22 protein-coding genes are annotated in these 25,231 nt (G+C 66.8%); 10 read left to right on the forward strand and 12 right to left on the reverse strand.

Going from position 1 to position 25,231, the window contains the following annotated elements:
• Positions 1 to 18: 18 nt before the first annotated feature.
• The 3 genes from VIM12_RS02125 to VIM12_RS02135 all read right to left on the reverse strand — a co-directional run bounded on the left by VIM12_RS02125 (position 19) and on the right by VIM12_RS02135 (position 5,446).
• A complete protein-coding gene (locus VIM12_RS02125) occupies positions 19 to 3,207 on the reverse strand; it encodes an efflux RND transporter permease subunit (RefSeq protein ID WP_331939956.1) in 3,189 nt (1,062 codons plus the stop codon).
• A gap of 112 nt (positions 3,208 to 3,319) precedes the next feature.
• A complete protein-coding gene (locus VIM12_RS02130; RefSeq protein ID WP_331939957.1) occupies positions 3,320 to 4,504 on the reverse strand; it encodes an efflux RND transporter periplasmic adaptor subunit in 1,185 nt (394 codons plus the stop codon).
• Positions 4,505 to 4,573: 69 nt separating this feature from the next.
• Positions 4,574 to 5,446: an alpha/beta hydrolase gene (locus VIM12_RS02135; protein WP_331939958.1), complete on the reverse strand. Its 873-nt coding sequence runs from the start codon at positions 5,444 to 5,446 to the stop codon at positions 4,574 to 4,576.
• A gap of 123 nt (positions 5,447 to 5,569) precedes the next feature.
• Between VIM12_RS02135 and VIM12_RS02140 the strand changes: the two genes are divergently transcribed.
• Entirely contained in the window at positions 5,570 to 6,622 is a 1,053-nt protein-coding gene (locus VIM12_RS02140) for a LysR family transcriptional regulator (RefSeq protein ID WP_331939959.1), read from the forward strand.
• A gap of 1 nt (position 6,623) precedes the next feature.
• Here the strand turns inward: VIM12_RS02140 and VIM12_RS02145 are convergent, their stop codons facing one another.
• The 3 genes from VIM12_RS02145 to VIM12_RS02155 all read right to left on the reverse strand — a co-directional run bounded on the left by VIM12_RS02145 (position 6,624) and on the right by VIM12_RS02155 (position 9,256).
• Positions 6,624 to 7,502, reverse strand: a complete 879-nt coding sequence (locus VIM12_RS02145) for a Crp/Fnr family transcriptional regulator (RefSeq protein ID WP_331939960.1) — start codon at positions 7,500 to 7,502, stop codon at positions 6,624 to 6,626.
• Positions 7,503 to 7,836: 334 nt separating this feature from the next.
• Positions 7,837 to 8,250 (reverse strand): ANTAR domain-containing response regulator, encoded by a 414-nt coding sequence (locus tag VIM12_RS02150; RefSeq protein WP_331939961.1) that lies wholly within the window; start codon positions 8,248 to 8,250, stop codon positions 7,837 to 7,839.
• A gap of 103 nt (positions 8,251 to 8,353) precedes the next feature.
• Positions 8,354 to 9,256, reverse strand: a complete 903-nt coding sequence (locus tag VIM12_RS02155; protein WP_331939962.1) for a DUF4394 domain-containing protein — start codon at positions 9,254 to 9,256, stop codon at positions 8,354 to 8,356.
• 102 nt (positions 9,257 to 9,358) lie between these two features.
• Between VIM12_RS02155 and VIM12_RS02160 the strand changes: the two genes are divergently transcribed.
• Together VIM12_RS02160 and VIM12_RS02165 are read left to right on the forward strand one after the other, a co-directional pair.
• Positions 9,359 to 9,967: a glutathione peroxidase gene (locus tag VIM12_RS02160; RefSeq protein WP_331939963.1), complete on the forward strand. Its 609-nt coding sequence runs from the start codon at positions 9,359 to 9,361 to the stop codon at positions 9,965 to 9,967.
• Between the two features lie 114 nt (positions 9,968 to 10,081).
• Positions 10,082 to 10,534, forward strand: a complete 453-nt coding sequence (locus tag VIM12_RS02165; RefSeq protein WP_331939964.1) for a universal stress protein — start codon at positions 10,082 to 10,084, stop codon at positions 10,532 to 10,534.
• Positions 10,535 to 10,544: 10 nt separating this feature from the next.
• On the opposite strand, the gene VIM12_RS02170 is transcribed toward VIM12_RS02165, so the two are convergent.
• Positions 10,545 to 11,006 carry a DUF1854 domain-containing protein gene (locus VIM12_RS02170; RefSeq protein ID WP_331939965.1) on the reverse strand — a complete coding sequence of 154 codons (462 nt, stop codon included), beginning with the start codon at positions 11,004 to 11,006 and terminating at the stop codon, positions 10,545 to 10,547.
• Complete coding sequence (locus VIM12_RS02175) at positions 11,003 to 13,282, reverse strand: ABC transporter ATP-binding protein (protein WP_331939966.1); 2,280 nt, start codon at positions 13,280 to 13,282, stop codon at positions 11,003 to 11,005. Before VIM12_RS02175 ends, VIM12_RS02170 begins: the two co-directional genes overlap by 4 nt.
• Positions 13,283 to 13,547: 265 nt before the next feature.
• On the opposite strand from VIM12_RS02175, the gene cphA (VIM12_RS02180) reads away from it, so the two are divergent.
• The 4 genes from cphA (VIM12_RS02180) (at position 13,548) to VIM12_RS02195 (ending at position 19,657) form a co-directional block, all read left to right on the forward strand.
• The gene (gene cphA, locus VIM12_RS02180; protein WP_331939967.1) at positions 13,548 to 15,719 is read left to right on the forward strand and encodes a cyanophycin synthetase; all 2,172 of its coding nucleotides are present in this window, start codon (positions 13,548 to 13,550) and stop codon (positions 15,717 to 15,719) included.
• A 69-nt stretch (positions 15,720 to 15,788) separates the two neighbouring features.
• Positions 15,789 to 18,356 (forward strand): cyanophycin synthetase, encoded by a 2,568-nt coding sequence (gene cphA / locus VIM12_RS02185; protein ID WP_331939968.1) that lies wholly within the window; start codon positions 15,789 to 15,791, stop codon positions 18,354 to 18,356.
• Positions 18,357 to 18,629: 273 nt separating this feature from the next.
• Entirely contained in the window at positions 18,630 to 19,070 is a 441-nt protein-coding gene (locus VIM12_RS02190; protein WP_331939969.1) for a DUF1269 domain-containing protein, read from the forward strand.
• Positions 19,071 to 19,159: 89 nt separating this feature from the next.
• Positions 19,160 to 19,657, forward strand: a complete 498-nt coding sequence (locus tag VIM12_RS02195; protein ID WP_331939970.1) for a hypothetical protein — start codon at positions 19,160 to 19,162, stop codon at positions 19,655 to 19,657.
• Positions 19,658 to 19,694: 37 nt separating this feature from the next.
• Here VIM12_RS02195 and VIM12_RS02200 read toward each other — a convergent pair whose 3' ends face one another.
• The 3 genes from VIM12_RS02200 to VIM12_RS02210 form a co-directional block, all read right to left on the reverse strand.
• On the reverse strand, positions 19,695 to 20,768 hold the full coding sequence (locus VIM12_RS02200; protein ID WP_331940097.1) for a PQQ-dependent sugar dehydrogenase: 1,074 nt from the start codon (positions 20,766 to 20,768) through the stop codon (positions 19,695 to 19,697).
• A gap of 229 nt (positions 20,769 to 20,997) precedes the next feature.
• Entirely contained in the window at positions 20,998 to 21,300 is a 303-nt protein-coding gene (locus VIM12_RS02205) for a hypothetical protein (protein ID WP_331939971.1), read from the reverse strand.
• A 3-nt stretch (positions 21,301 to 21,303) separates the two neighbouring features.
• Positions 21,304 to 21,807, reverse strand: coding sequence for a hemerythrin domain-containing protein (locus tag VIM12_RS02210; protein WP_331939972.1), 504 nt, complete (start codon positions 21,805 to 21,807; stop codon positions 21,304 to 21,306).
• 168 nt (positions 21,808 to 21,975) lie between these two features.
• On the opposite strand from VIM12_RS02210, the gene VIM12_RS02215 reads away from it, so the two are divergent.
• Together VIM12_RS02215 and VIM12_RS02220 are read left to right on the forward strand one after the other, a co-directional pair.
• Entirely contained in the window at positions 21,976 to 22,875 is a 900-nt protein-coding gene (locus VIM12_RS02215; RefSeq protein ID WP_331939973.1) for a DMT family transporter, read from the forward strand.
• A 78-nt stretch (positions 22,876 to 22,953) separates the two neighbouring features.
• Complete coding sequence (locus tag VIM12_RS02220; protein ID WP_331939974.1) at positions 22,954 to 23,259, forward strand: YkvA family protein; 306 nt, start codon at positions 22,954 to 22,956, stop codon at positions 23,257 to 23,259.
• A gap of 77 nt (positions 23,260 to 23,336) precedes the next feature.
• Here the strand turns inward: VIM12_RS02220 and VIM12_RS02225 are convergent, their stop codons facing one another.
• The gene (locus VIM12_RS02225; protein WP_331939975.1) at positions 23,337 to 24,155 is read right to left on the reverse strand and encodes a metal-dependent hydrolase; all 819 of its coding nucleotides are present in this window, start codon (positions 24,153 to 24,155) and stop codon (positions 23,337 to 23,339) included.
• 91 nt (positions 24,156 to 24,246) lie between these two features.
• On the opposite strand from VIM12_RS02225, the gene VIM12_RS02230 reads away from it, so the two are divergent.
• Positions 24,247 to 24,846 carry a TetR/AcrR family transcriptional regulator gene (locus tag VIM12_RS02230; protein WP_331939976.1) on the forward strand — a complete coding sequence of 200 codons (600 nt, stop codon included), beginning with the start codon at positions 24,247 to 24,249 and terminating at the stop codon, positions 24,844 to 24,846.
• The last annotated feature ends 385 nt before the right edge of the window (positions 24,847 to 25,231 follow it).

The following is a 25,231-nucleotide window of genomic DNA, read 5'->3' on the forward strand; positions in this document are numbered from 1 at the left end:
GTCTTCCCTGCCTGTCGATTACGCAATGCGCGGCGTTTCGGTGTCCGCATCGGAAGCGGCCGGAGCCGCCTTCCGCTTCTCAAAACGCTGCGCAAAGCCGCGCAGCAGCACATAGAACACCGGCGTCAGGAACAGCCCGAACAGCGTCACGCCCAGCATCCCGGCAAACACCGCGATGCCCATTGCCTGCCGCATCTCGGCGCCTGCGCCGGACGAGAACACCAGCGGCACCACGCCCATGATGAAAGCGATCGAGGTCATCAGGATCGGACGAAGACGCAGCCGGCAGGCTTCCAGCGCCGCGTCCACCACGCTGCGGCCATGGTCTTCCAGCTCGCGGGCGAACTCGACGATCAGGATCGCGTTCTTCGACGCCAGGCCGACCAGCACGAACAGCGCAATCTGGGTGAAGATGTTGTTGTCCCCGCCGGTCAGCTTGACGCCGATCAGCGCGCACAGGATCGACATCGGCACGATCAGGATCACCGCCAGCGGCAGCGTCCAGCTCTCGTACTGCGCCGCCAGCACCAGGAACACTAGCAGCACGCACAGCGGGAACACGATCACCATCGTATTGCCGGCCAGGATCTCCTGGTAGGTGAGGTCGGTCCACTCGTAGGTGATCCCCTTCGGCAGCACTTCCTTCGCAATGCGTTCCATCGCCGCCTGCGCCTGGCCGGACGACACGCCCGGTGCCGCGGCGCCGTTGATGTCGGCGGAGACATAGGCGTTATAGCGCTGCACCCGGTCCGGGCCGTAACTGTCCTTCACCCGCATCAGCGACGACAGCGGGATCATCTCTCCCTTGCTGTTGCGTACCTTCAGCTGCGCGATATCGTCCGCATGCGAGCGGTACGGCGCATCCGCCTGCACCTTGACCTGGTAGGTGCGGCCGAACTGGTTGAAGTCGTTCACATACAGCGAGCCGAGATTGATCTGCAGCGTCTGGTAGATGGTCGACAGCGGCACGCCGAGCTGCTTGGCCTTGGTGCGGTCCACATCCGCGAACAGCTGCGGCACGTTGATCTGGTAGCTCGAGAAAACCCCTGCCAGTTCCGGCGTCTGCCATGCCTTCATCTGCAGCGCCTGCACCGCCTTGTACAGCTCGTCGTAGCCGAGGTTGGCGCGGTCCTCCACCATCAGCTTGAAGCCGCCGATGGTGCCCAGGCCGTTCACCGGTGGCGGCGGGAACACCATGATGAAGGCGTCCTCGATCCCGCCCAGCTTGGCGTTGATCTGCTGCGCGATGGCCGGCCCCGACAGTTCCGCCGAGCCACGCTTGTCGAACGCGTCGAGACCGAAGAACACGATGCCGGCGTTGGGGGCATTGGTGAAGCCGTTGATCGACAGGCCGGGGAAGGCAATCGAGTCCTTCACGCCGGGCACCGACTTCGCGATGTCGGACATGCGGCGGATCACTCTCTCCGTGCGGTCCAGCGATGCGGCGTCCGGCAGTTGTGCGAAGCCCACCAGGTACTGCTTGTCCTGGCCCGGCACGAAGCCGCTCGGCACCGCCTTGAACACGACCAGCGCGGCCACCGACAGCAGTGCGTAGACCGCCAGCGAAGCCGCCTTGCGGTTCAATACCATCTTCACGCCGCGTTCATAGCGATGCGACGCACGGCCGAACGTCCGGTTGAACCAGCCGAAGAACCGGCCGAACACCTTGTCCATGCCGCGGGTCAACGCATCCTTGGGCGCATCCGCCGGCTTCAGCAGGGCCGCGGCCAGGGCCGGCGACAGCGTCAGCGAGTTGAACGCGGAGATCACGGTCGAGATCGCAATGGTCAGCGCGAACTGCCGGTAGAACTGCCCGGACAGTCCGGACACGAAGGCGATCGGCACGAACACCGCGCACAGCACCAGCGCGATGGCGATGATCGGTCCGCTCACCTCCTTCATCGCCTGCACCGTGGCGTCGCGGGGCGACAGGCCGTTGTGGATGTTGCGCTCGACGTTTTCCACGACGACGATCGCGTCGTCGACCACGATGCCGATGGCCAGCACCAGTCCGAACAGCGACAGCGTGTTGATCGAAAAGCCGAAACCGAGCAGCACCGCGAAGGTACCCACGATGGATACCGGCACCGCCACCAGCGGAATGATGGACGCGCGCCAGGTCTGCAGGAACACGATCACCACCAGCACCACCAGCGCGATGGCCTCCAGCAGCGTCTTCACCACCGCCTTGATCGACTCGCGCACAAACTGGGTCGGGTCGTACACCACGTTGTATTCGACGCCCTCGGGGAAGTCCTGGCTCAACTCTTCCATCTTGGCGCGCACGTCGGCCGACAATTGCAGGGCATTCGACTGCGGCGCCTCGAAGACGCCGATGGCGGCGGCCGACTGGTTGTTCAGCAGCGAGCGCAGCGCATAGTCGGTGGATCCGAGTTCGACCCGGGCTACATCCCGCAGGCGCGTGACCGAACCGTCGTTGCCGGTGCGCACGATGATGTCGCCGAATTCTTCCTCCGTCTTCAGCCGGCCCTGCGCGTTCACCGTCAACTGGAATTCCGCATTCTTCGACGGCGAGCCGCCGATCACGCCGGCCGCCACCTGCACGTTCTGCTCGCGCACGGCCGCCACCACGTCGGAGGCGGTCATGCCGCGCGCGGCCACCTTCTGCGGGTCGAGCCAGATGCGCATCGCGTAGTCGCCCGCGCCGAACAGCTGCACCTCGCCCATGCCGGGGATGCGCGACAGCTGGTCCTTGATGTTGAGCACCGCGTAGTTGCGCAGGTAGACGTCGTCATAGCGGCCGTTGGGCGACGACAGGTGCACCACCATGGTCAGGTTGGGCGAGCTCTTGACCGCCGTGACGCCAATCTGCCGCACCTCTTCCGGCAGTCGCGGCAGCGCGCGCTGCACCCGGTTCTGCACCTGGGTCTCGGCCTGTTCGACGTTGGTGCCGATCTTGAAGGTGACGGTCAGCGCCAGCGCCCCGTCCGAGGTCGCCTGCGAGGACATGTACAGCATGTTCTCGACGCCGTTGATCTGCTCCTCCAGCGGCGCTGCGACGGTTTCGGCGATCACCTTGGGATTGGCGCCAGGGTACATCGCGCGCACCACCACCGAGGGCGGCACCACGTCCGGGTATTCGGACACCGGCAGCTTGAACAGCGCCAGCACGCCGGCGACGAAGATCAGGATCGACAGCACGGCCGCGAAGATCGGCCTGTCGATAAAAAATCGGGAGAAATTCATGATGGTTCTCTCTTGTTGCATTGCTTGGGCAACAGCCGGCCCTGCCCCTCTCGTGGAGGAACCGGGCCTTCATGTCGTACTGCTGGATAGATCGTTGAGCCTTGCGTCCCGCTCAGGACTTGGAAGCGGCACCGCCTGCCTCGGCCTTGGCCGGCTGGCTCGGATCGCTTTCCATCGGGACGACCTGGGCGGTCACCGGCGCCCCCGGCCTGACGCGCTGCAGCCCGTTGATGACGATCTTCTCGCCCGGCTTCAAGCCCTCGCGCACCACGCGCAGTCCGTCGACCACCGGCCCCAGGCGGACCGCCCGGTACTCGGCCTTGCCTTCGGCATTCACGACGTAGACGAACTTGCGGTCCTGGTCCGTGCCGACCGCGCGCTCGGCAATCAGCGCCGCCTTCTGCGGCGCGTCCTTGGCGCTGCCGGCCGCCAGCTGCACGCGGGCGAACAGGCCGGGCGCAAGTGCGTTGTCGGCGTTGCGGAAGGTGGCGCGCATGCGCACGCTGCCGGTGGCCGGGTCGACCCGGTTGTCGACGAACTCCAGCACGCCTTCATGCGGGAAGCCGGTCTCGTTGGCCAGGCCGATGCGCACCGTCACCGGCTTGCCGCTGCGCGCCTGGGCGCCGACGCGCAGGAAGCTGTCCTCGTCGCCGTCGAAGCTGGCATAGATCGGGTTGCTGGTGACGACCGATGTCAGCACGACGTTGCCGTCGACCAGGTTGCCGGCGGTGACTTCCGCCTTGCTCACGCGGCCGCTGATCGGCGCGTGCACGCGAGTGAAGCCAAGATCGAGGCGCGCCGCTTCATAGGCCGCCTGCGCCGCACGTGCATTCGCTTCCAGCTCCTTCACGCTGGACGCCTTCTCGTCGGCCTCGCGCTGCGCGATCGCCTTTTCCGCGACCAGCTTTTCTGCGCGCGCCAGCTCGGTCCTGGCCAGTGCGGCCCGCGCCTGGGCCGCGAGCGCGGCGGCCTCGGTGCGCCTGGCTTCCGCCTCGTACGGACGCGGATCGATCACGAACAGCACGTCGCCCTTCCTGACTTCGGCGCCCGGCTTGAAGTTGACCGAGGCGATGAAGCCCGAGACGCGGGGACGGATCTCGACGCGTTCCACGGCCTCGAGGCGGCCGGAGAATTCCTGGGTCTCCACCACGGGCTTTTCGATGACCTCGGCGGCGGTGATGGGAGGACCGCCGGCTGGCGCCTGCATTTCCTGCGCCGACGGCTGTCCGCATGCGGACAGAACGAGGGCGGCGGTGGCGGCCAGCGCCGCGGGGGCAATCATGGAGATCTTTTTCATGTTCTTCGCTTTCCAAAAAATGTCGTTTCCTGCAATTGCGTGATCCTGAAGCCTCCCACGACGGGAGAGTCAAGCCCTGTCCTTTCGCCGGGGCGCCGCAAGCGCCGCCAGGAAATCCGTCATTGCCGCCAGCGCGCTTTCCTTGCGCGCGCAGCAGCAGCGCGCATGCGGCTGGTCCAGCCCGACCGCCGGCAGGCGTTTCGCGACAACCGCGACGCCTGCCGCGCCGAGCCTGGCGCCGTAGGTCTCCGCCTCGTCCCGCAGCGGGTCGTCGTCCGCCGACAGGATCAGCGCCGGCGGCAGGTCCTTCATCCGGCTCGACTGCAGCGGATTCGCATACGGATGCGTGCGGTCCATCGCATGCGGCAGATAGCCGCGGTAGCCTGAGGCGCAGGCGTCGGCCGCACGCTCGGCCGCGCGGTCGTCGACCACGCTGCGCATCGAACAGCTGGTCAGGCCCGGATCGAGCATCGGCATCAACAGCATCTGTCCCGCCAGCCCCGGGGCGCCGCGGTCCCGCGCCATCAGCGCCGCCACCGCGGCGAGGTTGCCCCCCGCCTCGATCCCCGCGCTCACCAGCAGGCGGCCGGTCCAGCCGAGACGGCGGCGGTTGCGCGTGGCCCAGCGCAACACTGCATGGGCGTCCTCCACGGCGGCGGGAAACGGGCATACACTGGCAGTCGTGTAGCTCGCCCCGAGCACTGCCCAGCCGCTGCGCTGCGCCAGCAAATGCAGCAGCAGGTCAGCCTCCTCAAGCTCGCTGGCAATGAAGCCGCCTCCCGGGAAGAACACCACCAGCCCCTGGGCATTGCCCGGACCCGGCGAGAACAGGCGGGCTGCCAGCGGCGCCCGGTCGCCCTGCACGAACAAGGCCTGCCCTGCCGGCATGCCTTCGGTGGCTGGCTGGGTCGCCTGCATCGCATCGTTCTGTTCGCTGTTCATGGCATGCGCCGGTTCTGCTGGATGATGCGTCGCACTATAGCTTTGTTCTAGAATGTGAATAAACAGCAATAACCCGAATTTACTGTTCAAGAAGCTGAACAATCAAAAGAAGCGAGGCGGGAAATGGACAAGTTGCATGCGATGGAAGTGTTCGTGCAGGTGGTGGATGCGGGCGGATTCACCCGCGCGGCGGACAACATGAAGCTGCCGAAGGCAACCGTGTCGACCCTGATCAGCGGCCTGGAAGCCTCGCTTGCGGTGAAGCTGCTCAACCGCACCACCCGCCGCATCAGCCTGACCGCCGACGGCGCCGCCTATTACGAGCGCTGCCTGGCGATCCTCTCCGACGTGCGCGAGGCCGAGGAGACGCTGTCGCGGACGCGCGCGAGTCCGAGCGGTCGCCTGCGCGTGGACGTGCCAACCGGCCTCGGCCGTCACCTGATGATGCCGGCCCTGCCCGATTTCCTGCGGCGCTATCCGGACATCCAGGTCGAGCTCGGCTGCAGCGACCGCCCGGTAGACCTGATCGAGGAAGGCGTGGACTGCGTGGTGCGCGGGGGAGATCTTGCCGACTCCTCGCTGATCGCGCGCCGCGTCGCCTCGGTCCATTTCGTCACTTGCGCAGCCCCGTCCTATCTGGCGCTGCACGGCCGCCCCACGCATCCCAACGATCTGCTCAACCATCAGTGCGTCAACTATTTCTCGGCCAAGAGCGGCAAGATCATCGAGTGGGATTTCGCCCGCGGCGACGAGCGCGTCAGGATCAAGGTGCCGGGACGGCTCGCGGTCAACGACTCGGATGCCTACATGGGCGCGGCGCTGGCCGGTCTCGGCGTGGCGCAGATGGCTGCCGCCAACCTGTGCCCCTACCTGCAGTCGGGGCAGCTGGAGCTGGTGCTGGAAGACTGGTGCGTGGACCCGCTGCCGCTGCACGTGCTGTATCCGCAGAACCGCCATCTCTCGGCCAAGGTGCGTGTCTTCGTCGAGTGGGTGGCCGAGATGCTGGCCGATCATCCCGCGATGCAGATCCGGGGCGGCAACTGCCCGCTGCAGGAGGAGGCGCTGCGTGCGAAAACCCCGGCCCTGGCGATGGACCCGGCAAAAGTAAAAGCGCCCGCATTGGCGGGCACTGGGAAGGTCATCGGGACGGCGCGCCCCGCGGGGCACGCCGGCTGAATCAGGCGGCGGGAGCGGCGACGGCTGCGGTCGCGGCGGCGGCGGCTGCAGCGGCCGCTTCGTTGGCTGCGCGCTTCTTGGCGGCGTCTGCATTCTTGGCGCGCACGCGGGACGGCGGCAGGCGACGCAGGGTGCGCAGCGACTGCAGGTCGTGCACCACGATTGCGCGCTGGTCTACCGAGATCAGGCCGATCGCGTTGAACGCCGAGAAGGTGCGGCTCACGGTCTCCAGCGTCAGGCCCAGGTAGTTGCCGATTTCCTGACGGGTCATGCGCAGGTTGAACTGGGTGCCGGAGTAGCCCATGTCGGTGAAGCGCTCGGAGAGGAACACCAGGAAGCGGGCAACGCGCGCTTCGGCGCTCAGCGAGCCGAGGGTGCTGATCATTGCCTGTTCGCGCACCAGTTCGCGGCTCATCACGGCATAGATGGCCGCTTCGAGTTCGGCGTTGGTGCGGCCGAGGCCGGAGAAGATCTTGAACGGCACCAGGATCACGTCGCAGTTGGTCAGGGCAACGGTCTCGGTGGAGTACTGCTTGCGGTGGATGCCGTCGATGCCGAACATGTCGCCCTTCATCGGGAAGCCGAGGACCTGTTCATTGCCGAGCTCGTCGATCATCACGGTCTTCAGGAAGCCGGAGTTCACGATGTACAGCATGTCGAACGGCTGGCCGATGGTGTGGATACGCTGACCTGCCTTGAACTGCATGTGCTGGAACTGGTAGTCGTCGTTCTGGACACGCGCCTGGATGCGGAGCAGGTCGCACACTTCCTTCAGGTTGGACCAGAGTTTTGCCTGTCGTTGCCATGCTGCGCCGGCCGGGGACGGGGTGGCCAGGGACATCGAACCGGAACGGAGATCGGAGAGTTGCGAAGTCAGCATTGTGTTCACCTTGTTTTCGATAATTGTGGGATTTCGGTTCATCGCAAGAACTCTTTGCGACTGGGCAATCAGTGGTTTGAATTATGTCGATTTGACCAATTGCGCGAAATCAGCGTATGGATGAAATGCAGTGTCGGTGAACACATCCAGTGCTTCGGATTTTTCCTACAACTTTAGCTGTAAGGAAATGTTGCAGGTGGTAACGAATTCAAAGGAGGAAGAGGAGAAACGTCCTCCAACGGCCTCGCGACGGGCTCGCTGAAGGTAGGGATTTTCCGAAGGACATCGTATCGACGGATACGGCGTCTCACAGCCGTCAACGCCGAATGTCCGATCAGGAAGGCGCCGCCTCGCCCGCGGCCGACACCTGGCGGTGCTGCCTGGCGATCTTGATGACGGCGTTGCGAATGGTGGCCAGTACGGTGCCGCCGTTGAAAGGCTTGACGACGAAACCCTGGACTCCCAGGTCCAGCGCCTTCTGGACGGCGGTCGCGTCGAGCTTGCCGGAGACCAGGAACAGCAGGGCCTTCGGCAACTGGGCATGGATCCATGCGAGTTTTTCGAAGCCTTCGTCATCGGGATTGCCGATGTCGATGCAGACCAGTTGCGGCTGCAGCTTCACCATGTTCGTCATGCCGGCCGAGCTGGTGTTCGCGCCGCCGACGACCTCGAACCCGCCGCTGTCCAGGACGGATGTGAGCAGATTCCGCGAGATCGCGTTGGCATCGATGACGACGACTTTCAGCATTCCGTTTCCTTTGACCGCGGCGTCCGTCCGCTCGACAGGCATATTATTGCATTTGAGCATTAAATGCAGGCGCCGGCAAGCCGCCCCGTTGCCGCGGCGCGTCTCAGGGCTCGATCGCGATCCCCGTCACCGGTTCGCCGTTGCCGATGGTGCCAAGCAGTGCCGCCTTGCCGGTCGACAGGTCGACCTGGTACCACAGCGTGCCGCCGGTGCCGACCGTCGCCGCATAGGCTGCGCCGGACACGTCCGCGATGTCGAACGAGGCGCGCTGGAACGGTGGCACCTCGAGCTTGCCTACCGTGTACAACTGCCCGGTGTTCGGCGACACCACCGGCGTCGCCCCTTCGCGCGATCCCTGGGTCACCAGGGTGCCGCGGGCGGCATCGATGGCAAAGTTGGTGGTGAGCTTCTCGTCCTGCTTGTTGTAGGTGTAGGCGGCGGCCACCAGCGCCGGCGTCTGGCCCGCGTTCGGGTCGCCGGCGGCGTAGGCCAGCTTGCCGTCGCCCTGCACGCCTGGCGCGGCCAGGTCACCGTCGACCATCGCTCCCGTGTCCGGATGCAGCCGCAGGTTGGCGCCGGCATTGCTGACGACGCGGATGCGATCGACGGTGGGATTGAAGTCGATGCCGAAATCGGTGCCGGGCAATGGGGCCCCGGGCGTACCGCTGCCGACCTGGCTCGCCCTGCCGGTCGCGGGATCCACCAGGTACACGCGGGCGCTGCGGGTGACGAGATAGAGCTTGCCGCGCGCGACCCGGAAATCGATGCCGGCCACGGCGTCCCCTGCCTCGAGGCCACTGAGGCGGGCCTGCGTAAGCAGCTTTTTCGGCTGGCCCGCATTGAAGCTGACCAGCTGGTTGGAGGCGGTGACCGCGTACACGGTTTCCCGGCGAGGCGTGTTCTCGGCGGTCTTGAAGCTGGCGCATGCGGCCAGGGCGCCGAGCATCGAAAGCGCGATCAGGGGGCGGGCGATCCGCACCGATGCGGACAGATAGTTGGATGACATGGCGGACTCCGGCAGGCAGGACGATTGGGGCACGATAGCACGCGGCCCGGTCGCCTGCAGGACGGCAGGCGCAACTGGCGGGAAGGCAGCCCATTGCATAGAATGAAGCGACCTCCACTGTTCCCATACCCCGCCATGCGCCGCTCCGCCATCCGTCTCGCGCTTGCCTTCTCGCTCGCCTCCGTCCTGTTGCCGGCTGCCTCGCGCGTCCAGGCCCAGGATGCCTGTCCTTCGCTGCTGAACCAGAAGTTCAAGCGCCTGCAGGACGAGGCGCCCCAGGATCTTTGCCAGTACGCCGGACGCGTGCTCCTGGTCGTCAATACCGCCAGCTACTGCGGCTTCACCAGCCAGTACGAAGGGCTGGAGGCGCTGCATGCGAGATACCAGCCGCGCGGGCTGACCGTGCTCGGCTTTCCCTCGAACGACTTCGGCAACCAGGAGCCGGGCGACAGCAAGCAGATCGCGGACTTCTGCTTCAACACCTACGGCGTCAAGTTCCCGATGTTCGCCAAGAGCACCGTCGCCGGCAAGGAAGCCAACCCGCTGTACACGGAACTGGCGCGACAGACCGGGAGCGCGCCGCGCTGGAACTTCCACAAATACCTGGTGGACCGTCGGGGCAAGGTGGTGGGCGCCTACGGCAGCCGGGTCGCACCGGACGACGCCAGGCTGGTCGCCGAGATAGAAAGGCTGCTGGCGGAGAAGCGCTGAAGGCACCCGCAGAAGTTTGCGAAAAAGAAATTGCAGGACGCGCAACACAGGCTATCATGCAGCCGTTCCCGTCGATCCCGGGTTCCCGTTACCGTTCCCGTCTAGGAGGCAAGCATGTATCGCAACATTCTGGTGGCCTATAACGGCACCCCCGAAAGCCGCGTCGCCCTGCAGGAATGCATCCGGCTCGCTCCCGGACCGGCAGCGCAGATCCATCTGCTGGCGGTCGTCACGCCGGTGCCCATCGTGCTGGCGGGCGAGTTCGTGGCGGCGGTGCCTACGGTGGACGAGGAACAGGCCGAGCGCGACGCCATGTCGCAGGTCCTGGAAGCCGGGCGCAAGATGTTGTCCGATGCCGGGCTGAGCGTCAGCACCCATCTCGAAGTGGGCGAACCGGTCAACGTGATCGCCGACTTGTCCGGCCGCCTCGGCTGCGAACTGGTCATCGTCGGCCATTCGCGCCAGAAGCCTTTTGCGCTGCGCTGGTGGCGCGGCTCCACCGACTCCCTGCTGGCCGACAAGGTGCGGTGCAGCCTGCTCGTCGCGGCCGAGGTGAAGCAGGGCTGAACGCGCCCGGCTAGAGGAAGCGGTCGAGGATCTTGCGACTGCCCGGGTCCAGCGCCTGGGTGTCGCGGATCAGGTATTGCACGCCGTGGGTGTCGGCGATCAGCAGCGTGGCTTCCGCCACGCGCCGGATATCTTCCTCGCCCTTCAGCACCAGGACGGCCCGGCCACGGTCCGTATCGACCTCCCAGGAACTCGGCACCGCAAAGGTGGAGACGCTGCGGATGCGGTGGATCTCGGGCAGGAACTCGCGGTTCTTCAGCTCTTCCTCGACCAGCGCGCGGACCGGTGCGGGCAGGTCCGCCAGGCGATCGACCCAGGCCAGCTCATGGCCATCGGCATCCACCAGCGAAATCCCCTCCTCGGGCGCGGCGATCGGAAACGCGCGCACCGGCACCACGCCTTCATGCGTGCCGGCGGCATCGGTCAGCACCAGCTTGCCGAATGCATCGCGGGTCAGGGTGAAACCATTCATGCCGGGTCCTCCTCCAGTGCGGCAAGCGCATCGTTCTCCGCCTGCCGCTGTTGCGCCTGGTACAGGCGGAAGTAGTGGCCGCCGCGGGCCAGCAGCTCCTCGTGCTTGCCGACCTCGACGATCTGGCCCTTGTCCAGCACCACCAGGCGGTCGGCCTGGCGCAGGGTGGACAGGCGGTGGGCGATGGCGATGGTGGTGCGGCCGCGCACCAGGTTGTCGAGTGCCTTCTGGATCTCCTTTTCGGTCGTGGTGTCGACCGAGGAGGTGGCTTCGTCGAGGATCAGCAGCTGCGGATCGATCAGCAGCGCCCGGGCGATCGAGATGCGCTGGCGCTCGCCGCCGGACAGGGTCTGGCCGCGCTCGCCGACCATCGAGTCGTAGCCGTGCGGCAGGCGCAGGATGAACTCGTGGGCATTGGCCGCGCGGGCAGCGGCGATGATCTCCTCGCGCGTGGCGTTCGGCTTGCCGTAGGCGATGTTGTCGGCGATGGTGCCGAAGAACAGGAACGGTTCCTGCAGCACCAGCCCGATGTGGCGGCGGTATTCCGCCACCGGCAGCGAGCGGATGTCGACGCCATCCACCAGGATGGCGCCGTCCGAGACATCGTAGAAGCGGCAGATCAGGTTGACCAGCGTGCTCTTGCCCGAGCCGCTGTGGCCGACCAGGCCGATCATTTCTCCCGGTCGTATCGACAGGTCGACGTTGCGCAGCACGGCGCGGTTGCCGTAGCGGAAACCGATGCCGCGGATGTCGATGCGGCCTTCAATCGTCGGCAGATGCACCGGCCTCTGCGTCTCCGGCACGCTGGACACGTGGTCGAGAATGTCGAAGATGCGCTTGGCGCCGGCGGCGGCCTTCTGCGTCACCGAGACGATCCGGCTCATCGAGTCGAGACGGGTATAGAAGCGGCCGATGTACGCGAGGAAGGCGGTCAGCACGCCGACCGTGATGTCGCCTTTCGACACCTGCCAGATGCCGACCGCCCACACCACCAGCAGCCCGATCTCGGTCAGGAAGGTGACGGTGGGCGAGAACAGCGACCATACCTTGTTGACGCGGTCGTTGATCACCAGGTTGTGGCGGTTGGCCTCGCGGAAGCGCGCCGCCTCCCGCTTCTCCTGGGCGAAGGCCTTCACGACGCGGATGCCGGGAATGGTGTCGGCGAGCACGTTGGTGACCTCGCCCCAGACGCGGTCGATCTTCTCGAAGCCGTGCCGCAGGCGGTCCCGTACCGCATGGATCATCCAGGCGATCACCGGCAGCGGCAGCAGCGTCACCAGCGCCAGCCAGGGATTGATCGAGAACAGGATGATCGCGGTCATCGTGATCATCAGCACGTCGGTGGCGAAGTCGAGCAGGTGCAGCGACAGGAACACGCAGATGCGGTCGGTCTCCGAGCCGATGCGCGCCATCAGGTCGCCGGTGCGGCGCCCGCCGAAGTATTCCAGCGACAGACGCAGCAGATGTTCGAAGGTGGTGGTGCGCAGGTCGGCGCCGATCCGCTCCGACACCAGGGCCAGGATGTAGGTGCGCGCCCAGCCGAGCACCCAGGCCAGCAGCGCCGCGCCAAACAGCCCCGACAGGTAAAGTGCGACCAGCCCCTTGTCGATCTGCTGGCCGTTCTGATACGGGATCAGCACGTTGTCCATCAGCGGCATCGACAGGTAGGGCGGCACCATGGTCGCCGCGGTCGAGGCCAGCGTCAGCAGGAAGCCGGCCAGCAGCTGGCCCTTGTACGGCCGCGCAAAGCGCCACAACCGGAACAGGGTCCAGGTCGAAGGCGGGGTGTGAATCTCCCGCGTGCAGACCGGGCAGTCCTCCTGGTCGTCCGGCATCGGCGCCTTGCAGCTCGGGCAGAGCGCCTGCTCGGGCTCCTGCCAGGGCTGGCCGCTGACGGCGGCGTCGCGCTGCCGGTTGAAGTGCTCGATCAGGCGCAGCGCGTCCGGATTGTGGCCGAGGGTGTAGCGCCAGCGGGCCAGCCGTGCCTGTGCGTCGAGCAGCTCCAGCGTGCCGACACCGGCATGGTCGTGATGGCCGAGACGCAGGTCGGCGTGGTACGGCCATTCCTGCCAGGCGTCGCCACCGGGCGCCCTGACCAGCAGGCGGCGGTCGGTGACGACGGCGACGCCGGCGCCGAAGCGCAGCGCGCGGTCGAGGTCGAGCTCGACCGCGGCGAGGGCCAGTTCATCGGCGGCGAGGCGCGCCTGCACATCGTGCTGCCAGCGCGCAGGAACGGCATGCCGGGACGCCGGCACGGCGGGAAAATCAGTGTTCATCGAGGTTCAAGAGGGAGGCAGACGCACGTTCGCGTTTGCAGAATGTAAATTGTGTTGATGGGCAGTACAGGTAAACGCTAAAGAAACGCGCGGGTGTGGCGGCAAGTTTACCGAGCGGCGATAATGTTATTTGCCGGTGTCCCATTGTGCACGATAATTTTTTCCCCCGTTACGTAAACCTGCGTCCGCGAAAAGCGTTATTTCCGAGCACGGCCCGAGAAAGCAGAACGCCGAACGGCCCTTTTCCTTCAGCCTCTCGTATTAAATGAACAACAAAACCATTGAGATCATCAATGTGATGTCCCTGCGCGGTCCGAACATCTGGACCTACCGCCCCGCCATCGAGGCCTGGGTCGACATTGGCGATCTCGAGGATTCGCCCTCCAATACCATCCCGGGTTTCTATGAACGCCTCACCGCCTGGCTGCCCGGCCTGGAAGAGCACCACTGCGGCGTCGGCGAGCGCGGCGGCTTCCTGCAGCGGCTGCGCGAAGGCACCTGGCCGGCCCACATCATGGAACACGTGATGATCGAACTGCAGAACCTGGCCGGCGTGCAGACCGGGTTCGGCAAGGCGCGCAGCACCAGCAAGCGCGGCCTCTACAAGCTGGTGGTGCGGGCCCGCTACGAACCGGTGAGCCGTCTGGCCCTGCAGGCCGCGCGCGACATTGTGATGGCGGCCATCGAGGATCGGCCGTATGACGTCGTGGCGATGGTGCAGCAGCTGACCGACCTCGCCGAGGACGTGGGCCTCGGCCCGAGCACCGCCAACATCGTCGACGCCGCCGTCGAACGCCGCATCCCCTCCCTGCGCCTCAACGAGGGCAACCTGGTGCAGCTCGGCTACGGCGCGCGTTCGCGGCGCATCTGGACCGCGGAGACCGACCAGACCAGCGCCATCTCCGAAAGCATCTCCAGCGACAAGGACCTGACCAAGCGCCTGCTGCAGTCGTGCGGCGTGCCGGTACCCGAGGGGCGCGTCGTCAGCAGCCCGGAGGATGCATGGGACGCGGCACAGGACATTGGCATCCCGGTGGTGGTCAAGCCGTCCGACGCCAACCACGGCCGCGGCGTCTCGACCGACCTGACCACCCGGGAGCAGGTGGAGGCAGCCTACGCGCTGGCCGACGAGGAAGGCAGCGACGTCATCGTCGAACGCTTCATCCGCGGCAACGAGCACCGGCTGCTGGTCGTCGGCGGCAAGCTGGTCGCGGCGGCGAAGGGCGAGATCGCGACGGTCACCGGCGACGGCGTCTCCCACATCACCGCGCTCATCGAGTCGCAGATCAACACCGACCCGCGCCGCGGCGACCTGGAGGAATTCCCGCTCAACCGCATCACCTATGAAGAGGACCCCACCGTGCTGCTGGTGCTGGAACGCCAGGGCTTCGGGCCGGACTCGGTGCCGCCGAAGGGCAAGGTGGTACTGGTGCAGCGCCATGGCAACGTCGCCTTCGACTGCACCGACGAGGTGCACCCGGAAGTGGCCGCAGCGGCCTCGCTGGCCGCGCGGATCGTCGGCCTGGACATTGCCGGCGTCGACCTGGTGGCGGAAGACATCTCGCGGCCGCTGGAGGAGCAGGGCGGCGCCATCGTCGAAGTCAATGCCGGGCCCGGCCTGCTGATGCACCTGAAGCCCGCCACCGGCAAGCCGCGCAATGTCGGCCAGGCGATCGTCGGACACCTGTTCCCCAATGAAGAGGACGGCCGCATTCCCGTTGTCGGCGTCAGCGGCAGCCGGGGCAAGACCCTGGTTGCGCGCCTGGCGGGACTGATGCTGAAGCTGCACGGGCACAATACCGCCGTGGCCTGCAGCGACGGCCTGTTCCTCGACCAGCGGCTGATGGACGGCAAGGACGCTGCGACCTGGGCGGCAGGCCACCGGGTGCTGGTCAACCGCGCGGTGCAGGCGGCCGTGTTCGAGCACAGCTTCCGTCGCATCGTGACCGAAGGCATTGCCTACGACCGCTGCCATGTGGGCGTGGTCACCAATATCGACGACGACGCGAGCCTGCCGGACCTCTACCTCGAAGATGCCGACGAAATGGTGAAAGTCGCACGCACCCAGGTGGACATCGTGCTGCCCGAAGGCGCCGCCGTGCTCAATGCGGACGATGCGAGGGTGGCCGCGATGGCCGAACTGTGCGACGGCGCGGTGATCTTCTTCGCACGCTCGCCGGATGCCGCGCCGCTGGCCGCGCACCGCGCCGCGGGTGGACGGGCAGTGTTCCTGCGCGGGGATGAACTTGTGCTCGCCGACGGCGCCGACGAAACCGTGCTGACGCGCCTGTCGTCGCTGGCCCTGCCGGGACTCGCGGACCGGCCGCACCTGGCCGACAACATACTGGCCGCCGCAGGCACCGGTTGTGCGCTCGGCATCGCGCAGGACGTGATCCTGGCGGCGATCGAGACCTTCGACTACGACGTCGCCCGCTAAGCGAGAACCAGCCACGATGCAATTGCCGGCCGCGCACGCGTCGCGGCCGTGAAACCAAGGAAACAACAGATGGAAATTTCGCGAATCCGCGCGCTGCGCGGCCCCAACCTGTGGAGCCGCCATACCTCGATCGAGGCAGTCATCTCCTGCACCGAGGCAGAGCGTGACATCAGCAGCCTGGCCGGCTTCGAGCAGCGCCTGCGCCGCCGCTTCCCGGAGATCAAGTTCCAGGAGCCGGCCGGCGTCGATGTGCCGATCTCGCTCGCCCACGCGATGGAGGCGGCAGCGCTGTGCCTGCAGGCGCAGGCGGGCTGCCCGGTCACCTTCAGCCTGGCGGTGCACACGGTGGAAACCGGCACCTACCAGGTGGTGGTCGAGTACACCGAGGAGGACGTCGGCCGCCTCGCGTTCGACCTCGCCGAGGCGCTGTGCCGCAGCGCGCTCGACGATACGCCGTTCGACCTCGACGCCGCACTCGCGAAACTGCGCGAACTCGACGAGGACATCCGCCTCGGGCCGAGCACCGGCGCCATCGTGCAGGCCGCCCTGGCGCGCGGCATCCCCTACCGTCGCCTGACCGAGGGCAGCATGGTCCAGTTCGGCTGGGGCAGCCGCCAGCGCCGCATCCAGGCCGCCGAGACCAGCCGCACCAGTGCGATTGCGGAGTCGATCGCGCAGGACAAGGAACTGACCAAGATGCTGTTGCATGCGGCCGGCGTGCCGGTGCCCGTCGGCCGTTCCGTGACCGACCCGGAAGACGCCTGGAAGGCTGCCTGCGAGATCGACGGCCCGGTGGTGATCAAGCCGCGTGACGGCAACCAGGGCAAGGGCGTGGCGGTCAATATCCGCACCCGCGACGAAGTGCTGGCGGCATTCGCTGTCGCGTCCGCGATCAGTCCCGACGTGATCGTCGAACGCTACATCAGCGGCCACGATTATCGCCTGCTGGTGGTTGGCAACCAGCTGGTCGCGGCCGCGCGCCGCGCGCCACCCCAGGTGATTGGCGATGGCGTGCACACCATTGCCCAGCTCATCGAGGAAGTCAACAAGGACCCCCGCCGCGGCGATGGCCACGCGACCTCCCTGACCAAGATCCGCGTCGACGATATCGCGCGCGCGGTGCTGGCCAAACAGGGCTATGACACGGGCAGCGTTCCGCCCAAGGGCGCGCTGGTGGTCCTGCGCAACAATGCCAACCTGAGCACCGGCGGCACCGCCACCGACGTCACCGAGGACGTGCACCCCGACATGGCCGCACGCGCGGTGGAGGCGGCGCAGATGGTCGGCCTCGACATCTGCGGCGTGGATGCGGTGTGCGAGACGGTGCTCAAGCCCTTCGAGGAACAGGGCGGCGGCATCGTCGAGGTCAACGCCGCGCCCGGCCTGCGCATGCACCTGCAGCCGTCGTTCGGCAAGGGCCGGCCGGTCGGTGAAGCGATCATCGGCTCGATGTTCGCGGAAGGCGACAACGGACGCATCCCGCTGGTGGCGGTGGCCGGCACCAACGGCAAGACCACCACGGTGCGGCTGATTGCGCACATCCTCGCGGGCAACGGCCACCGGGTCGGCATGACCGGCACCGATGGCGTCTACATCGGCGGCAAGCGCATCGACACCGGCGACTGCAGCGGTCCGCGCAGCGCGCGCAACGTGCTGATGCATCCCGACGTCGACGCAGCGGTATTCGAAACCGCGCGCGGCGGCGTGCTGCGTGAAGGCCTGGGCTTCGATCGCTGCGACGTCGCGGTGGTGACCAACATCGGCGCCGGCGACCATCTCGGCCTGAACTACATCACCACCGTGGACGAGCTCGCGGTGGTCAAGCGCGTGATCGTGCAGAACGTCGCGCCGTCCGGCTGCGCGGTACTGAACGCGGCCGATCCGATGGTCGCCAAGATGGCTTCGGTATGCCCGGGTTCGGTGACGTTCTTCGCCGCCGACGTCCATCATCCGGTGATGACCGCCCATCGCGCGCAGGGCCGGCGCGTGGTATTCGTCGACCGTGGGGTCGTGGTGGCGGCGGAGGGCCGCAACAGCGAGCGCTTCGAACTGGCGGACATTCCCCTGACGCGCAACGGCACCATCGGCTTCCAGGTCGAGAACGTGATGGCGGCGATCGGCGCGGCCTGGGGCCTCGGCCTCCCCTGGGACAAGGTGCGTGCGGCGCTGAAGACCTTCGTCAGCGACGCGCAGAGCGCACCCGGCCGCTTCAACCTCTTCTCCTACAAGGGCGCGACCCTGATCGCCGACTACGGCCACAACCCGGATGCGATCCAGGCACTGGTCGGTGCGATCGACAGCATGCCGGCGCGCAGCCGTTCGGTCGTGATCAGCGCCGCCGGCGACCGCCGCGACATCGACATCCGCCGCCAGTCCGAAATCCTCGGCGATGCGTTCGACCGCATCGTCCTGTACGAAGACCAGTGCCAGCGCGGCCGCGAGGATGGCGAAGTGATCGCACTGCTGCGCGACGGCCTGGCGAATGCGCGCCGGGCGAAGGCGGTGAAGGAAGTGCGCGGTGAATTCGTCGCCATCGACACCGCGCTGGCCGAGCTCAACGAGGGCGACCTGTGCCTGATCCTGATCGACCAGGTCGACGAGGCGCTCGCCTACATCGGCAAGCTTGCAGACGGATAACGCGAACTGACAGGCCGACGACGGCTGCCGGACTCCCCGGCGGCCGTCGCTCCCGTTCTGCCGGCTGCCGTGCGCGCATCCGGACTGCGGTCCGGCCGCGGGCAGTTTGCTGATCCAGGTCAGACAAGCGGCGCTCCCCTGCCCTTACCTCTCCGGCCGCGCGGCCTATACTGACATCGGGACGGCACCTGCTGCAGGCCGCTTGCTCCCTGCTCCCTACAGGCACGCCTGCCCTCGCAACCCGCCCCGATCCGACCGGCGACGGAGGCGAACATGAGACACCGCGTGTACTACCTGCTCCCCGATCTCGACAGCGCGCGCAAGGCAATGGACGAGCTGCTGCTGAGCCGCATCGAGGCAAGGCACATCCGCTTCATGACCAATGGCAAGCGCATGCCGGACGACATGCCGGAAGCGACCGTCTTCCAGAAAACCGACATCATCCACGGCGCGGGCCTCGGCATGATCGCCGGCGGCCTGCTGGGCATGGCCCTGGGCGCGGCGATCGTGCTTTACTTCGATGTCGGACAGGCCGGCATGCAGGCGGCGGTCGTCGTCATCGCGACGCTGTGCGGCTTGCTGTTCGGCGGCTGGGCCGCCAGCCTGGCGGCGGCAGCGATCCCGAACACCCGCTTCGCGCCTTCTACCCCGAGCTGGAGCAGGGACGGATCCTGCTGCTGGCGGACCTGCCGGCGCGCCGCGTCTCCGAGATAGAAAAGTTGCTGGCGGCGCGGCACCCGGGGATGCGTTTTGCCGGCGAAGAGCCGAACCTGCCGATATTCCCCTGACCGAAGGAGGGCGCCATGGACATGCATTTGCACGGGCGGCAATGGATCCCGGGCTCGCCCGACTGGGCGGCCGCCGCCATCGGCGGGTTCATCGCGGGAGCGGTGCTGATGGTGATCGAGCTGCTGTGGTCGGCCGGGAACAGTGCGTCCTCGACCTGGACCGCATCGCACATGGTCGCCGGCATCGCAATGGGCGCCGACGTAGCGGGAGGCACCGGCTTCGACGTGGTCGTGGTGGCGGTTGCGCTGGTCACGCATTACGTGCTGGGCATCGTGTTCGGCCTGATCCTGGCGGCCTTCATGGCGCCATTTCATCTCGACGCGAGCATCGGCATGACGCTTGCGACCGGCGCCGTGGCCGGGGTGCTGCTGTACCTGTTCAACTTCCACGGGATGACGCTGTTCTTCCCGTGGTTCGCAGCGATGCGCGGGGGATCGACCCTGCTGGCGCACATGATCTTCGGCATCGTCGCCGCCTGGATGTACCTGCAACTGGAAAGGCGGCCGCACTAGGCTGGCTGCGCGGGGGCCAAGCCCCCTGCCGCAGCCCCTACCGTGCCGGCTGCAACCGGATCAGCTGGCCGTCCGACGCGTCCGTGAGTACGTACAGCAGGCCGTCCGGGCCCTCCCGCACGTCGCGAATGCGCTGCTTCAGGTCCTCGAGCAGCTTCTCCTCCTGCACCACCTTGCCGTCCTTGAGGACGATGCGGTCGAGGTAGCGGAATTTCAGCGCGCCGACGAACAGGTTGCCCTGCCATTCCTTGCCGTAGCGGTCGCTGCGCAGGAAGGCCATGCCGGAGGGTGCGATCGACGGCGTCCAGTGATGCACGGGCTGCTCCATGCCCGGCTTTTCCGCCTCGCCGTCGCCGATCTTGGCGCCGCCGTAGTGCACGCCATGGCTGATCACCGGCCATCCGTAGTTCTTGCCGGCCTCGGGCCGGTTGACCTCGTCGCCGCCCTGGGCGCCATGCTCGTTGGTCCACACGCTGCCGTCGGGACCAAGGGCGGCGCCCTGCGAATTGCGGTGCCCATAGCTCCAGATCTCGGGCAGCGCGCCGCGCCGGCCGACGAAGGGGTTGTCCTTCGGTACGGAGCCGTCCTTGTTGATGCGGATGACCTTGCCGTGGTGGTTGTCCAGCTTCTGCGCGTCCTGCATGCGCTGGAAGCGGTCGCCCAGGGTGAGGAACAGCTTGCCGTCCCGGCTCTCCACGATGCGGCAGCCGAAGTGCGCGTCGCTTTCGAATTTCGGCTTCTGGCTGAACAGGACCTTCACCTGCTCGAGACGCCGCGCATCGTCCGACAGGCGCGCGGAGGCCAAGGCCGTGGAATTGCCGCCGCCGGACGCCGCCGGCTCGGAGAAGCAGAAATAGACGGTGCGGTTGCGCGCGAATCCACTGTCGGCCACCACGTCCAGCAGGCCGCCCTGGCCGCCCGCATCGATCTTCGGCAAGCCTTCCAGCGGCTTGCCCATGCTACCGTCCTGTGCCACCACCCGCATGCGTCCCGGCCGCTCGGTCACCAGCATCCTGCCCTCGTCGATGAAGGCCAGGCCCCAGGGGTGGTCAAGCTGGCGCGCAAGGATCTCGGGACGCACCGACTGGGCGAAGGCGGGGAGCGCGACCATCGCGCACAGGGGCAGGAGGGCATGCAGGGCAGCCCGGTTGTTCTTTTTTTTCATGTGGTTCCCTTGGTCTTGGCGGCGGCGGCAATTGCCGTGCGCCTATGCTAAGCGAAGTGCCGGGTGGGTGTCAGGGCGTCGATTCCGCGGGAGTCGGCCCCATGGGCCGCCTATGGCGGCGCGTCCTTGCGGGCGCCGCGCACCTTCAGCCCGGGGACGCCGGTGCACGCCGCACTCATTCCTTGCCCTTGCGCATGCCCTTGCCGGCGCTGCCGCCCTTGCTTTCCGACTGTTCCCGGTTCTTGCGGTCGATGTCGCCCGTCGCGTCATCGATCTTTGGATCGACATTGCCGGGCTTCTTCACGATTTCCTCGTTTCCGGTGCTCGGCGGCTCCACCGCCATGCCGCCGCCGCCGGGCGTCTTCATTCCCGGTTCGGCGGGGCGCTTGACGGATGACTCCGGACCGGACGGCAGCGGCACCTGCGCGTGCACCGGCACGCAGCAGGCCGCAAGCAGGAACAGGGCAGGCAGTTTCATGGTTCAGTGCAGCGGCGCTGCCGATGCGGTTTCGTTGCTCACGCTTTCGCGCGGTTCGCCGATCCGCGTCAGCTCCTGCTGCCGCGCGAGCATCTGCTGCGCGAGCTCGCGACGGGTCGGCTCGTCGAGGATCTTCAGCACCGCCGGGAACAAGTGTTCCTCTTCTTCCCGATGATGATGCTCGGTCTGTTCCTTGAGCACCTTGAATTTCGCCTCGAAGGATTTCTCGGTCGGATCGAGTTCGAGCAGGTCGGCCAGCAGGCGCTTGAGCGACAGGTGTTCCTCCAGCGACTCCAGCAGGTCGTCCTCGGTGCGTGCCCGGTGCACGGCCGGGTAGAAGATTTCTTCCTCCGACTTGATGTGCACCGTCAGCTGGTCGGCCGCGCGCACGTAGAGATCCTTCTTCGCGCCATCTTCGGCTTCCGCCACCTGTTTCAGCATGGTTTCCATCTCGCGGTGCTGCGTCGTCAGCATCGTCACCGCGTCACTTGCCTCTTGTTCAGTCATGCCAGCGTACTCCTTTGTTTGTCTAACAAGTTTAGAGACGGGGCATGGCAACTGGTTCAGGCGCGCGTCCCCTTTCTGGCGAAGGGGTGATCCGCCGCAAAAATGCCAGCCTACAACACCGGCTGCGCGCTTTCACTACAATGGTGTTTTCCCTCCCCGCCCGAACCGATGAACGCCCGCAAACCGCTCGACGCCCTCGCCCTGTCCACCATGCTGGTCCTCTGCCTGCTGTGGGGCATGCAGCAGGTGGCGGTGAAACTCGCGCTGCACGGCATGATGCCGGTGATGCAGATCGGACTGCGCTCGTTCATCGCGGCGTTGCTGGTCTGCCTGCTGATGCTGGCGCGCGGCGAGCGCTTCTCGTTCCGCGACGGCCTGCTGCTGCCGGGGATCGGCGCCGGCGTGCTGTTCGCGATGGAGTTCCTGCTGGTGGCGGTCGGGCTGCAGTACACGACGGCGTCGCACATGTCGGTATTCCTGTACACGGCGCCGGTGTTCACGGTATTGGGGCTGCACTGGCTGGTGCCCGGCGAGCGGCTCGGCAGGATGCAGTGGGCGGGCGTGGCCGCGGCATTCGCCGGCATTGCCGTCGCCTTTTCCAACGGGCTCGACACGCCCTCGCGCGACTGGCTGCACGTCCTGCTCGGCGACGTGCTCGGTGTGCTCGGCGGCCTGTTCTGGGCGGCCACCACGCTGCTGATCCGTCGCTCGGCACTGTCGGAAGCGCCGCCGGCCACCACGCTGCTGTACCAGCTCGGCACCTGCGGCCTGATCCTGCTGTCGGTCGGGGCCGCCTTCGGCCAGGCCGAGGGCATCGTGATGACACCGACGGTCTGGGGCAGTCTGCTGTTCCAGTCGGTGTTCGTCGCCTTCCTCAGCTTCCTGGTCTGGTTCTGGCTCCTGCGGCGCTACCTCGCCTCGCGGCTGTCGGTCTTTTCCTTCCTCACGCCCCTGTTCGGCGTCGGCTTCGGCGTGCTGCTGCTCGGCGATCCGCTCGATCCGCGTTTTGTCACCGGCGCCGCGCTGGTGATGGCGGGCGTGATCATGGTCAACATCCGGCGCGGTTGAAAAATACTATGGCACTTCCCGCCCGGCACGGAGACTAAATCCCGCTGCATGTGCAGTGGAAAAGCCTGGGAGCTTGTCATGTTTCTACGTCTTGGTCGTCTCATGCGCGCGGTCGGCCGCGACATCGTGGTGCTGTGGTACGCCTGCCGGAATCCGGCCACCCCGCTGCACCTGAAGCTGCTGGCGCTGCTCGCGGCCCTCTACGTGTTCAGCCCGCTCGACCTCATCCCCGACTGGCTGGCGCTGCTCGGCATTGCCGACGACATCACGCTGCTGGCGCTGGGCGTGCCGCTGCTGCTCAAGCTGGTTCCGCACGGCGCGCTGCAACAGGCCCGGGGGCAGGCCGAAAGCGTGCTCTCGCGCATGCGCTTCGGACGCGGCTGACCGCAACGGGCAGCCCGTACAGCCGTAAAAAAAAGGCCGCTTGCGCGGCCTTTCTGTTTTTTGTCCCGGCGTTCGATTCACGCGCCCACCAGGGTGTACGACCCGGCGTTGTCCTCCAGCCAGCGCTGGGACAGCCCGCTTTCCTGCTGGCTCGGATGGAAGTCGCGCCGCAGGTACTCGCGCCAGGGCTTCCAGGTCTGGCGCACCAGCCCGCGCTTGCCGAACAGGTAGGCGGCAGCGCTTTTCCAGGTGCCCCATTTCCAGAGGGTGCCGTCCTGGCGCAGGTTAAACACCGTCTGCCGCAGCGTATCGGTCAGGAAGATGAAGGTCACGCGGCGGAACCACTTGATGCGCCATGCGTGGTCGCCGCCGAGCGCGACATACAGGTCGAAGGCCGTGCTCTTGTGCTCGGACTCCTCCGCGCTGTGCCACAGCCACATCGTCTTCAGGCGCGGCTCGCTGCCGTCCAGCCATGCGTGGTTGCGCAACATCCAGTCCGCGAAGATTGCGGTGAAGTGCTCATTGGCCGCCGTGATCGCCAGCCAGTGGCGCGCATCCTGGCCCTCCATCAGCTTCAGGCGCTCGCGGGCGCGCGGCTCCCAGGCGTTGACCAGCCCCTGCTTCTCCAGGTGCGCGTTGAACAGCGCGTGGATACGGCGGTGGGTCGCCTCCTGGCCGACGAAGCCCTGCACCTCGGCCTTGAACTGCGCCTGCTTCTCGGCCGGCAGCGCCTTGAAGCCGTTGCGCACCGCGTCGATGAAGAACTGCTCGCCGACCGGGAAGCTCATGGACAGCGCGTTGAACAAGGCGGTGCGGAACGCGTCGCCGCCGCACCAGTGGCGGGCGAACGGGGTTTCCAGGTCGATCAGCAGGCGGCGGACGACGAGATCGGTCATCGGGTGCTCCTTCATCGGAAATTGGTACGGAGTAGTACCAGCCATATTGGGGCGCTCCTATGGTACTGTCAAGTACCAACAGCGAGATGACATGAAGCAAACCTCCGAAGAACAAGACAAGACCTCCCTGCACCGCCACCGCCTGCTGGAGGGGATGGCGCGCGCCGTGGCGGCCAAGGGCTATCCGGACACCACGATTGCCGACATCGTGCGCGAGGCGGCTGTTTCCCGCCGCACCTTCTACGAACACTTCTCCACCAAGGCCGACTGCCTGATCGCCTTGTACGAGGCCGCCAGCCGCGGCGCGCTCGACGTGCTGCGTGCGGCGATCGATCCGGTGCACGACTGGGAAGGACAAGCCGAGGCCGCCCTCGCCGCCTATTTCGACTGCCTGTCGCAGAACCCGGCCCTGATGCGCACGCTGTTCGTCGAGATCCTTGGGCTCGGTGCGGACGGGCTCGCGGCACGGCGACGTGTGAACCAGGAACTGGCGGCATTCATGCTGGAGGTGGTGAACGGTGCGGCGCGCCGGCGGCGGCGGCCGGTACTGTCGGCCGACCTGGCGATGGCGGTGGTGGGGGGGATCAACGAGCTGGTGTTGCAGGCGATCGAGGAGGGGCGGGTTGGGGGGTTGCGGGAGCTGACGGGGGTGTCGGTGGGGTTGTTGCGGGCGGTGACGCGCGGGGAATAGCGGGGACGCGCCCGGCGGGGTGGCTACTTGCTTCTTTGCTTTGTGCGCTCGGGTGCCCCCGTTGCTGGTTCCACTCCGTTGGGCCGGGGCTTGGCTGAAGTTAGACGTTGTTTGAACCAAGTCCTGTTCAGGACCAAGCGCTTGGGGTGCTGCTCGGTTCTCTTCGGTGCCCCTGCGCGGCTGTCACTCCGTGGGGACTAGGCGGGACTGGCCCCGGTGGGCCACCTACTTCTATGCTTCGCCGAAGTAGAAGGCAAGAAAGGGGGAACGCCGAGTCCTACCGCGATGGCTGCTCGTTCTCTTCGGTGCCCCTGCGCGGCTGTCACTCCGTGGGGACTAGCCGGGAATGGCCCCGGCTACTACCCACGGAGCGACAACAGCACCG

The organism is Noviherbaspirillum sp. (assembly GCF_036563305.1).
In the GTDB taxonomy this organism is placed as follows: Bacteria; Pseudomonadota; Gammaproteobacteria; order Burkholderiales; family Burkholderiaceae_D; genus Noviherbaspirillum.

Coding starts and splice junctions, on each gene's coding strand:
- VIM12_RS02125 (WP_331939956.1), bottom strand. CDS start 3,207: ATGAATTTCTCCCGATTTTTTATCGACAGGCCGATCTTCGCGGCCGTG.
- VIM12_RS02130 (WP_331939957.1), bottom strand. CDS start 4,504: ATGAAAAAGATCTCCATGATTGCCCCCGCGGCGCTGGCCGCCACCGCC.
- VIM12_RS02135 (WP_331939958.1), bottom strand. CDS start 5,446: ATGAACAGCGAACAGAACGATGCGATGCAGGCGACCCAGCCAGCCACC.
- VIM12_RS02140 (WP_331939959.1), top strand. CDS start 5,570: ATGGACAAGTTGCATGCGATGGAAGTGTTCGTGCAGGTGGTGGATGCG.
- VIM12_RS02145 (WP_331939960.1), bottom strand. CDS start 7,502: ATGCTGACTTCGCAACTCTCCGATCTCCGTTCCGGTTCGATGTCCCTG.
- VIM12_RS02150 (WP_331939961.1), bottom strand. CDS start 8,250: ATGCTGAAAGTCGTCGTCATCGATGCCAACGCGATCTCGCGGAATCTG.
- VIM12_RS02155 (WP_331939962.1), bottom strand. CDS start 9,256: ATGTCATCCAACTATCTGTCCGCATCGGTGCGGATCGCCCGCCCCCTG.
- VIM12_RS02160 (WP_331939963.1), top strand. CDS start 9,359: ATGAAGCGACCTCCACTGTTCCCATACCCCGCCATGCGCCGCTCCGCC.
- VIM12_RS02165 (WP_331939964.1), top strand. CDS start 10,082: ATGTATCGCAACATTCTGGTGGCCTATAACGGCACCCCCGAAAGCCGC.
- VIM12_RS02170 (WP_331939965.1), bottom strand. CDS start 11,006: ATGAATGGTTTCACCCTGACCCGCGATGCATTCGGCAAGCTGGTGCTG.
- VIM12_RS02175 (WP_331939966.1), bottom strand. CDS start 13,282: ATGAACACTGATTTTCCCGCCGTGCCGGCGTCCCGGCATGCCGTTCCT.
- cphA (WP_331939967.1), top strand. CDS start 13,548: ATGAACAACAAAACCATTGAGATCATCAATGTGATGTCCCTGCGCGGT.
- cphA (WP_331939968.1), top strand. CDS start 15,789: ATGGAAATTTCGCGAATCCGCGCGCTGCGCGGCCCCAACCTGTGGAGC.
- VIM12_RS02190 (WP_331939969.1), top strand. CDS start 18,630: ATGAGACACCGCGTGTACTACCTGCTCCCCGATCTCGACAGCGCGCGC.
- VIM12_RS02195 (WP_331939970.1), top strand. CDS start 19,160: ATGGACATGCATTTGCACGGGCGGCAATGGATCCCGGGCTCGCCCGAC.
- VIM12_RS02200 (WP_331940097.1), bottom strand. CDS start 20,768: ATGGTCGCGCTCCCCGCCTTCGCCCAGTCGGTGCGTCCCGAGATCCTT.
- VIM12_RS02205 (WP_331939971.1), bottom strand. CDS start 21,300: ATGAAACTGCCTGCCCTGTTCCTGCTTGCGGCCTGCTGCGTGCCGGTG.
- VIM12_RS02210 (WP_331939972.1), bottom strand. CDS start 21,807: ATGACTGAACAAGAGGCAAGTGACGCGGTGACGATGCTGACGACGCAG.
- VIM12_RS02215 (WP_331939973.1), top strand. CDS start 21,976: ATGAACGCCCGCAAACCGCTCGACGCCCTCGCCCTGTCCACCATGCTG.
- VIM12_RS02220 (WP_331939974.1), top strand. CDS start 22,954: ATGTTTCTACGTCTTGGTCGTCTCATGCGCGCGGTCGGCCGCGACATC.
- VIM12_RS02225 (WP_331939975.1), bottom strand. CDS start 24,155: ATGACCGATCTCGTCGTCCGCCGCCTGCTGATCGACCTGGAAACCCCG.
- VIM12_RS02230 (WP_331939976.1), top strand. CDS start 24,247: ATGAAGCAAACCTCCGAAGAACAAGACAAGACCTCCCTGCACCGCCAC.